This window comes from Brachyspira catarrhinii, assembly GCF_005518285.1.
Classification (GTDB): Bacteria; Spirochaetota; Brachyspiria; order Brachyspirales; family Brachyspiraceae; genus Brachyspira; species Brachyspira catarrhinii.
This window is the reverse complement of record NZ_SJDU01000055.1, coordinates 1-9,738: the sequence shown is the minus strand read 5'-3', so window position 1 is coordinate 9,738 and position 9,738 is coordinate 1. Positions and strand designations below refer to the sequence as shown.

The 9,738-nt window shown below is 30.0% G+C and carries 11 protein-coding genes; 9 read left to right on the top strand and 2 right to left on the bottom strand.

From position 1 onward, the window contains the following. The first annotated feature begins 216 nt into the window (after nucleotides 1-216). Nucleotides 217-1,803: a potassium/proton antiporter gene (locus EZH24_RS03500; RefSeq protein WP_137997745.1), complete on the top strand. Its 1,587-nt coding sequence runs from the start codon at nucleotides 217-219 to the stop codon at nucleotides 1,801-1,803. A gap of 4 nt (nucleotides 1,804-1,807) precedes the next feature. Here the strand turns inward: EZH24_RS03500 and yqeK are convergent, their stop codons facing one another. Together yqeK and EZH24_RS03490 are read right to left on the bottom strand one after the other, a co-directional pair. Continuing rightward, nucleotides 1,808-2,380 (bottom strand): bis(5'-nucleosyl)-tetraphosphatase (symmetrical) YqeK, encoded by a 573-nt coding sequence (gene yqeK / locus EZH24_RS03495; protein ID WP_137997744.1) that lies wholly within the window; start codon nucleotides 2,378-2,380, stop codon nucleotides 1,808-1,810. A gap of 4 nt (nucleotides 2,381-2,384) precedes the next feature. Further along, a complete protein-coding gene (locus tag EZH24_RS03490; RefSeq protein ID WP_137997743.1) occupies nucleotides 2,385-2,789 on the bottom strand; it encodes a DUF6508 domain-containing protein in 405 nt (134 codons plus the stop codon). Nucleotides 2,790-2,919: 130 nt separating this feature from the next. Between EZH24_RS03490 and EZH24_RS03485 the strand changes: the two genes are divergently transcribed. The 8 genes from EZH24_RS03485 to EZH24_RS03450 form a co-directional block, all read left to right on the top strand. Next, nucleotides 2,920-3,720 carry a thymidylate synthase gene (locus tag EZH24_RS03485; RefSeq protein WP_137997742.1) on the top strand — a complete coding sequence of 267 codons (801 nt, stop codon included), beginning with the start codon at nucleotides 2,920-2,922 and terminating at the stop codon, nucleotides 3,718-3,720. Further along, complete coding sequence (locus EZH24_RS03480; RefSeq protein WP_137997741.1) at nucleotides 3,717-4,214, top strand: dihydrofolate reductase; 498 nt, start codon at nucleotides 3,717-3,719, stop codon at nucleotides 4,212-4,214. Before EZH24_RS03485 ends, EZH24_RS03480 begins: the two co-directional genes overlap by 4 nt. A 157-nt stretch (nucleotides 4,215-4,371) precedes the next feature. Continuing rightward, complete coding sequence (gene tsaE / locus EZH24_RS03475) at nucleotides 4,372-4,815, top strand: tRNA (adenosine(37)-N6)-threonylcarbamoyltransferase complex ATPase subunit type 1 TsaE (protein ID WP_137997740.1); 444 nt, start codon at nucleotides 4,372-4,374, stop codon at nucleotides 4,813-4,815. Next, on the top strand, nucleotides 4,812-5,834 hold the full coding sequence (locus EZH24_RS03470) for a hypothetical protein (protein ID WP_137997739.1): 1,023 nt from the start codon (nucleotides 4,812-4,814) through the stop codon (nucleotides 5,832-5,834). Before tsaE ends, EZH24_RS03470 begins: the two co-directional genes overlap by 4 nt. 53 nt (nucleotides 5,835-5,887) lie before the next feature. Then, nucleotides 5,888-7,279: a tRNA uridine-5-carboxymethylaminomethyl(34) synthesis GTPase MnmE gene (gene mnmE, locus EZH24_RS03465; RefSeq protein ID WP_137997738.1), complete on the top strand. Its 1,392-nt coding sequence runs from the start codon at nucleotides 5,888-5,890 to the stop codon at nucleotides 7,277-7,279. 143 nt (nucleotides 7,280-7,422) lie between these two features. Then, entirely contained in the window at nucleotides 7,423-7,731 is a 309-nt protein-coding gene (locus tag EZH24_RS03460) for a phasin family protein (protein WP_137997737.1), read from the top strand. A 42-nt stretch (nucleotides 7,732-7,773) separates the two neighbouring features. Continuing rightward, nucleotides 7,774-9,453, top strand: coding sequence for an ABC1 kinase family protein (locus tag EZH24_RS03455; RefSeq protein WP_137997736.1), 1,680 nt, complete (start codon nucleotides 7,774-7,776; stop codon nucleotides 9,451-9,453). 86 nt (nucleotides 9,454-9,539) lie between these two features. Then, nucleotides 9,540-9,738: YtxH domain-containing protein (locus tag EZH24_RS03450; protein ID WP_137997735.1), on the top strand; the 199-nt coding region annotated here is incomplete at its 3' end.

Genomic DNA, 9,738 nt, shown 5'->3' with positions numbered 1-9,738 from the left:
ATCCTTCCTTTGACGAGGAGAGAGAGTAGAGATACTTTCCCTCCTCTTTTTTTGTTTTAATTTAAAAAATAGTCATTACGAGGGCGAAGCCCAGCCTACAGAGTGCGCGTCCATTTGTCAAAATAAAATAATAAGATACTTGATATTATTAAAATTTTAATATATAATATAACATTCAAAAATAATTCCAATTAATAGAGAGTTCTAAAAATGGACATGAACATAGCTATACTTACGGCGGCGATAATAATAATAATATGCATAATGGCAAATAATGTCTCTTCAAAAATAGGCGTTCCTTCGTTATTATTGTTTTTAATATTGGGTATGATTTTCAATAAAATGTATAATTTCAGCGATTATTCTCTCTCAAGTAATATTTGCACAGTCACTTTAATATTTATAATGTTTTACGGAGGTTTTGGAACGAATTGGGAATTTGCAAAACCTGTGGCAAAGCAAGCGTTTTTACTCTCTTTCGTAGGCACTTTTTTAACTTCTATTATCACTGGTTTATTATGTTATTTGATTCTCAAAATAGATTTATTTGAAAGTATGCTTATAGGTTCAGTTATAGGTTCGACTGACGCCGCTTCCGTGTTTTCAATACTTCGTTCTAAAAATTTGAATTTAAAAGGAGGTTTGGCTTCGTTACTCGAACTTGAAAGCGGAAGTAACGACCCAATGTCCTATATGCTTACCGTTATATTTTTAGGTTTAATCGGAAAAACCATAGGAACTCCTTTATCTATAATTATTATGCTTTTTAAACAAATAGTTTTCGCATTATTGGTAGCCGCTTTAATATCGTATTTGGCTTATTTAGTTTTAAAGAAAATTAAATTCGCAATAAACGGACTCGACACGATATTTGTTTTTGCAACGGCGCTTCTTTCTTATTCTTTATCGGCTTCATTTGGCGGAAACGGATTTTTAAGCGCGTATATAGTTGGAATCGTTTTGGGAAATTGTCATTTTAAGAATAAAGTTATTTTGGTTAATTTTTTTGATGGCATCACGGGACTTATGCAAATGGTATTGTTCTTTTTATTAGGTTTGCTTTCCACTCCTCAAAATATATTGCCCGCCGCGTATACCGCGATTCCCGTAGTTTTATTTATAACTTTTATCGCAAGACCGATAGCCGTTGCCGTTTTACTTACTCCTTTTAAAGTGAGTTTCAAAAAGCAACTGCTCGTTATGTGGGCGGGACTGCGAGGAGCCGCTTCAATCGCTTTTGCAATATTAGTTATGGGCAGCCACACGGAAGGAATAAATTACGATGTCTTTCATATAGTATTTTTTCTTGCGATAATTTCGATTTTATTTCAAGGAACTTTTTTGCCTATAATAGCGAGAAAATTGGATTTGGTCGATTCCAACGAAAATGTATTGAAAACATTCAACGATTATGTTGACGATTCGGATATGCAACTTATTCAGATAACTATTCCTCCTTCGCATCATTGGGTTGGCAGGCAGATTAAAGATATTGAATTTCCAGAAGAGTCGATAGTTGTGACGATTGAAAGAGGCGAAAGCACGGTTATTCCAAACGGAAACACAACCATTGAAAAAGGCGATATAGTTATTTTGAACGCGAAACGAACGAAATATTACGATATAAATTTGAAAGAAATAATCATAAACAATCATCATCCTTGGAAAGATAAGGAACTAAAAGATTTGCATTTGGCAAAAAATAATTTAGTCGTTATGATAAAGAGAGACGGCGGGACGATTATCCCGAGAGGAAACACGACTATAAAACAAAACGATATCGTATTGCTCCGAGAAGTTTAATTTTTCAATTTTTAATAACTAAAGAATTATAAAGTTCTATGGTTTTGTCGGATAAATATTGTTTCTTGCTTAAAACGAAATTTATCGACTCCAAAACTACATCCAAAAAAGCTTCGTCAAAATCTATAAAAATTTTTTCTCTGATTTTATTTGCCGTTTCGATTTTTCTTGTCGGCTCGAGATAATCGGACGCGTATATTATTTTCTCAAGCATGCTCATATTTCCATGTCCGACTGTGTGGCTTTCAATAGCGCTTAAAATTTCTTTATCTTTTATGCCGAATTCGTTTTCCGCAATAATCGCGCTTACTCTCGCATGAAGCAAAGCTCCCGTTATATAATTTGGATATTCTTTATTGTCGCATTCTAATATTATTTTTTTCATTTCTTCGTCTTTATATCTTTTCCCTAAATCATGGCATAAAGCGGAGATTGAAGTTTTATAAATATCGACATTATATTTTTCTGCAATTTGAACGGCAAGCTCCCGAGTAGAAAGTATATGTTCTTCTCTAAAAGGAAGATATTTTTTTATATATTCGATTATTTTATTTTCAATTTCACTAAATTCACTCATAATTTTAATTTTGGCTTTCGTCTATTTCTTTTAATCTTTCTAATAGTTTCAATATAAAGCCACTTTTCAATACTCCAGAAAGTAATCCGCCACAAAATCTTTCGCCCCTTATACAACGGGTAATAAGAGCCACAACTGATTTAGCATCTAATAACGAAATATTAATATCCTTTACATGACCACTTTCAGGCATAATATTATTTACTGTTGACATATAATTTCTAATTTCAAAATCCATATCATTATTATCATAATCTATAAAATTGTAAAAATCATCGATAAATGATTTTACCGTATCGGCATATTCACCATAAATAAACCATCCTTCTTTATTATTTAATGGATTACTATATTCCTTTTCATTTTTTAACGGTTCTATATGTTTTGTCAAAATTTCAAATCTTCCCATAATTTATCCTAATTAAAATTTATAAATATTAGAATATCTTAAAATATAAAAAATGCAATCATTTTTCATTATTGATAAAATTCTTTTTTTCTATATAATCAATTTAATATTTTATCATTAAGGATTAGAGATGCAGAATTATTTGGATTTACTAAAAAAAGTTTTGGAAGAAGGCGAAGAAACTTTAGACAGAACGGGTGTCGGCACGAAAAGAATATTTGCTCCGCAATTAAGATTCAAATTTGACGGAAATAAAATTCCAATAATAACGACTAAAAAAGTTTTTATGAAAGGCGTTATTGTGGAGTTGCTTTGGTTTTTGCGAGGTTCTACAAATATAAAATATTTGCTTGAAAATAATGTTCATATATGGGACGAATGGGCGGACGATATGGGCGAGCTTGGTCCAGTTTACGGCAAACAATGGCGAGCTTGGGAAACTAAAGAAGGCGGTAAAATCGACCAAATTTCAAATATAATAAATTCCTTAAGAAATAATCCTACAAGCAGAAGAATAATTTTGAACGCTTGGAATGTCGGCGAAATAGACAAAATGCATCTTCCTCCATGTCATATGATGTGTCAATTTTCGGTTAATTCAAAAGGCGGAATAATAACTCATTTATATCAACGTTCGGCAGATTTGTTTTTGGGAGTTCCTTTTAATATCAGCTCTTACGCGATACTCACGCGACTTCTTGCGATGCATAGCGGACTTTATCCTTCAGAATTGATTATGACTTTCGGAGACGCTCATATTTATAATAATCATATCGAGCAGGTTAAAACTCAACTTTCAAGAGAACCTTATCCGCAAGAGACGGAATTGTTTATAAACGAAGCGCCGAATATTTTTAGTCATGTTTACGAGGATTTTAAAATTGAAAATTATAAATTTCATCCCGCTATCAAAGGAGAGGTTGCAGTATGATTATTTCGCTAATAGCCGCTGTTGATTCAAAAAATGGAATCGGCTTAAACGGAAAAATGCCTTGGGGACATATAAAAGAAGATATGGAATTTTTTAGAAAAACGACTACGGGATGCACGGTTATTATGGGAAGAGGCACTTTTGAATCTCTCGGAAATAAACCTTTGCCAGACAGAAGAAATATCGTAATATCGTCAACTCCAAACTTGGTGTATTATAGTAGATACCATAATCTTTTTTATGAATTTTCTTTAGAAGACGCTATAATAAAATTATTGCGCGAAAAAGAGATTTTTATAATTGGAGGAGAGTCAATTTACAAAAGAGCGATTTACTATGCCGATACAATTTATTTGACGCATATCGATAAAGATTATAATTGCGACAGATTCTTTCCAAATGTGGACGAAAATATTTTTACAAAAGAAGAATTAAAAAATTTTGAGTATGATTCTGTTAATGTAAGAATTTGTAAATATACAAAAAAATTATAATTTACTAATAGTATTTTAATTTTATATTTTAAAAATATTTTTCGCTCCGCGCGCCTCACTTTGTGTGCCTTTGGCGGTGGCGTAAATTTAATTAAATTTTTTGTCAACAATTTTAAAATTGCTAATTTATCACATTAACTATATAATCAATAATGATATGAAAAAAAATATTTTAACTAAAAAATCAAATATTGAAAATATAGAAGAAATTGCATCTTTTTTATGCGACATTGTAAAAGACGGCGATTTGATAATAATGAAAGGAAATTTGGGATTTGGGAAAACCACTTTCGTGCGAATATTTGCCAAAGTTCTAAAAAGCGAAGATATTGTAAGCAGTCCTTCTTTTACATTAATAAACGAATATGATATAATTCTTAACGGCGAGGAAACGATATTAAGGCATGTAGATTTATATAGACTTTCTTCAAAAGAGGAATTGGATAATATAGGATTTAAAGATAAAATCAAAGAAAACGGAATCACGATGATTGAATGGGGAGATAAATTTGAAAGCTATTTTGATAAACCTTATTACGAGCTTGAAATTGAAATGACTGAAGAAAACAGTCGATTATATAGGATAAATTTAATTTCATGAAAAATTCAAAAAAAATTATATTGGTAAAAATTATTTTATTATTTTCTTTTAGTTTATTCGTTTCTTGTTTGAATTTTAAAAAAATCGAAAACGGAACTAATGTGTCGGTAAAAACAAAAGTGTCTTCTTTAAATATAACTATCGGAGACGATATAATTTACGAAGTCAGAATTATTTCAAAAAACGAAATCGATTATCAATTTGAAGATATTTCGTTTGACGAAAGAGAAAATCAATCGAGAATAATCGAAGTTCAAAACGAAACGAAAAATATTGGAAATTATAAAGAAAGAATAATAAAATACAGAATCGGTTTTTACGACATCGGGCAGTTTGTCATTTTTCCTTTTAAGATTACTTACGAATATAACAATCAATATAAAGAATTAAACGGAGACGATATAAATATTTTGGTTTATTCTTTTTCGGACGGAGATACTTTGCCTCCAATGAAATCAACGGTTTCGATTCCAATGCCTCGATATGTTTGGCTTATTATTTTTGCGAGAGCGCTTTTAATATTTGCAATAATAATTTTAATATTTTTTATAGTTAAATATTTAGAGAGAAAATTTAACGAGAAAGCGATTATAAAAGAGGACGAAGAGGCTTTGAACGATTTAAAAAAATTAGATTACAAAATTTATTTTAACGAAAAAAAATTTGCCGAATATTATTTTGAATTGACTTTTATATTTAAAAGATATTTAACGAAAAGATTTTCATTTAATATAGAGGATATGACGACAAGCGAAATTAATAATCTGTTTGACGAAAACGAATTTCAAAAAAGCGAATATATAATAAATATGCTTAAAAACTCCGACTATGTTAAATTTGCAAAACAAATTCCAAAAATCGAAACTATGAAAGAAGATTATGATTTTTGTAAAGATTATATAATTGAAAACGGAAATTTATTTGATGTTTTAAAACTTAAGGAAAAAGAAGAAAAGAAATTGAAGAGATTAAAAAAGAAAAATAAAAATATTATTTCAAATAATCTTGTAAATAATTAAATGAATTAAAGATTTAAAAATAATTAAAAATATTGACAATAATAAAAAATAAAATGAACGAATACGATTTAAAAGATACGATAGTCGCGCTTGCAACTCCATTTTCAAAAAGCGCTTTAGCCGTTATAAGAATGTCTGGGAGCAAATCGCTTGAGATAGCTTCAAAAATTTGTTTTTATGCAAATAACGAAAATGTTAATATAAAAAAATTCGAACATAGAAAAAGTTATTACGCGTTAATAAAAGACGAAAATAATAATCCAATAGACGAATTAATTTTACTTACCACTTTATCTCCAAACAGTTTTACTACAGAAGATACAGTTGAATTTATTTGTCATGGAAGCGTAGTAATTATAGAATCTTTAATAAATTTGATAATAAGAAACGGAGCGAGAGAGGCGAATAAAGGCGAGTTTACTTACAGAGCTTATATAAACGGAAGGATTGGAATAAGCGAAGCGGAAGCGGTTCATGATTTGATAGATTCAAACAACAGACTAATGGCGGAAGCGAGTATTTATAAAATGAGAGGAAGGCTCACGAGAGAGATTGACAGATTAAGGGAAAATATAAAAAATTCTCTCATGCTTATTTACGGAGAGCTTGATTTTCCAGAAGACGAAACCGAAAATTTTTCCTACGATAAACTTATTAAAAATTTTTACAAAATAAAAAAAGATATAGAAAATATTTTAAATAATTCAAAGAAAGTAGAAACTCTTATAAACGGAATAAAAGTAGCGATTTTGGGAAAAGTAAACGCGGGCAAGAGCAGTATTTTCAATATGATACTTGGAAAAAACAGAGCTATAGTTTCTTCGGTTGCTGGAACTACAAGAGATTTTTTGAGCGAAAATATTTATATAGAAAATATTCCTTTTTATTTGATGGACACGGCGGGATTTCATAAAGAAACGGATAGCGACATAGAAATCGAAGGAATAGAGAGAGCGAAAAAATGCGCGCATGAATCGAATATTATAATCGCGGTTTTTGACGGAAGCGAAAAAGCGGGCGAAGACGATATTAATTTAATCGAATTTTTAGAAACCGTAAAAGATAAAAATATAATTTATCTGATTAATAAAATCGACAGCGAAAATAAATTCTATTATGATTTTAAAACTCCCGTTATCAATATAAGCGCGAAGACGGAAGAAGGAAAAGAAAAATTATTTTTTGCTTTGAAAAATTATATTAAAGACGGCGATATTGAAATATTCAATAAAGAAAGTTATGTGAATAATAGAGAGAGAGGATATTTGGAAAACGGACTTAAACAAATCAATATATGCATTGAAAAATCAAAACAAAATTATTCTTTAGACGAAGTCGCCGAAGAGACGAATATTTTGAATAATATTTTGGGAAATGTGAGCGGAAAAATTTACGCCGAAGAAATTATAAGAGAGATATTTGAGAATTTTTGTATTGGGAAATAATTTATTATTTTATATTTAATTAAATTAAATAGTGTTTAAGACTTCTTAATATATTACAATTTTTAATATTGACATTTTTATTAAAGATAATACTATTTAAAAACAATTAACAAATATTAAAAATAAAAATCAAGGAGATTAATATGGGAATAGCGGACGATATAAAAAGCGGATTTTATGCTGGAATAGGTTTAATGTTAAAAGGCAAGGAAAAAGTCGAAGATGTAGCGAGAGAATTCATAAAAGATAGAAATATGGACGCCGAAGAGGGAGAAAAATTTGTAAAAGATATGGTATCGAAGGCAAACGAAACGAGAGAAGAATTCGGAAAATATTTGGACGAGAAAATACAAACCACTATAGACAAAATGGGATATGTAAAAAAAGAAGATTACGAATCGATAAAAAAAGAATTGGAAGAATTAAAAAATTCTATAAAAAAAGAACAGTAAAAATAATAATTTATTTTAATAGTTTATCGGGAAAACTTTCAAGTGGCTAATATAAAATCAATAAACAGAACAAGAGAAATAATATCTATAATCATAGCTTACGGTTTCAGAGACATAATCGCCGTAACTCCAATACTAAAAATTGTAAATAAACCGATTTCAAAAGTAAATATAAAATATAAGGGCGTGGATTTAAGAAAGTTCAGCAGAGGGCAGAGATTAAGAATGGCTCTCGAAGAATTGGGAACTACATTTATAAAACTCGGGCAGATTTTATCAAATAGAAACGACATACTTCCAAAAGATATAACGGACGAATTAAGCAAACTTCAAAATCATGTAAAACCTTTCGATGAAAACGAAGCGATTAAAATAATTGAAAAAGAATTGGGAAAAACTATAGAAGAAACATTCGAATCTTTTGAAATAACGCCTAAAGCGAGCGCATCGATTTCTCAAGTTCATGCGGGAATATTGAAAACGGGGGAGAAAGTCGCCATAAAAGTAAAGCGTCCCGATATAGAAGAAAAAATATTAACCGATATAGAAATCATAGTTTGGCTTTCAAATATTTTGGAAAAACATAACGAAGAATACGCTTTCATGCAACCTCAAAAACTTATAAAGGCTTTTAAGGGACAACTTTTGCAGGAATTGGATTTTAATTTTGAAAAAAACAACACGATTAAATTTGCAAAATATTTTGAAAAAAATAAAAATGTAAAAATAGCGAAAATATACGAAGATTACAGCACGAAAAATATACTCACAATGGAATATATAGGCGGAATAAAAATTTCCGATATAAACCCCGAAGACACAAAATACGATAGAAAAAAACTTGTCGCAATCGGAGTCGATGCCGTTTTGGAGCAGGTTTTTATGCTCGGATTCTTTCATGCCGACCCGCATCCAGGAAATTTGATGGCTTTGGAAAATAATGTTTTATGTTTTATAGATTTTGGAATGATAGGATTTATTCCGCCAAATTCAAAAGACGCGTTTTCGGATATTATCGTAAGCATAAGTTCCGCCGATTATTTGACTCTATCGAAATCGATTTTAGCTTTATGCAATCATAACGAAATAGCGAATATAGAAGATTTCAATACGGCAATTTTCGTTTTCATAAGCAAATATATAGATATGTCTTTGGATAATATTAATATGGAAGATATATTCAACGAACTTATATATATTATAAGAGAGTTTAAATTGAGTTTACCAAGCAATATTATGCTTTTAATAAAATCTTTAATCGTTTTGGAAGGCGTGGCAAGAAACTTGGATAAAGACTTAAAAATAATAGAACATATCAAACCTTTCGCTTTAAGATATGTGAAAGACAGATTGAAGCCTGACAATATATTTAAGCAGTCGAAGAATTTGATTTTAGATTATTCAAAAGTATTAAAAAGCATTCCTTCCGATTTATCCGAAGTTGCGGAAATGGTAAAAAAAGGTTCGATAAAAGTTCAACTCGAACATAAAAAACTCGATATACTTTCAAACACATTGGACGGTTTGGCGGACAGATTAAGTTATTCTATAGTTTTGGCTTCTTTAATAATTTCAAGCGCGTTCATATTGAGCGCAGAAATTCCTCCTTTAATTTATGGCGTATCAATAATCGGAGTAATAGGATTCGTTATATCGGGCATAATGGGTTTTATTATGATAATAAGCAGATTTATAAAAAGGTATATAAAGAACAAAAAATAAAATTTTATAGTTATTTATAGTTGACAAAAAATTAAATTGAATTTAATATTTACTAAAATGATAAAGATAAGACAGGAGGATATATTATGTCTAAAGAAGTATCGGGATTATTTTCTTTTATATTGGGAGTAACCGCAGGAGTTGCGTTGGGCATTTTATTTGCGCCAAAAGCGGGAGAAGAAACGAGAGAAGATATTAAAGAGACTATTGATAATTTGAAATATAAAGTGGACGATTTATATCATAGAGGCGTTTTTGGGAATCGATATGATGGTAGCTCCGATA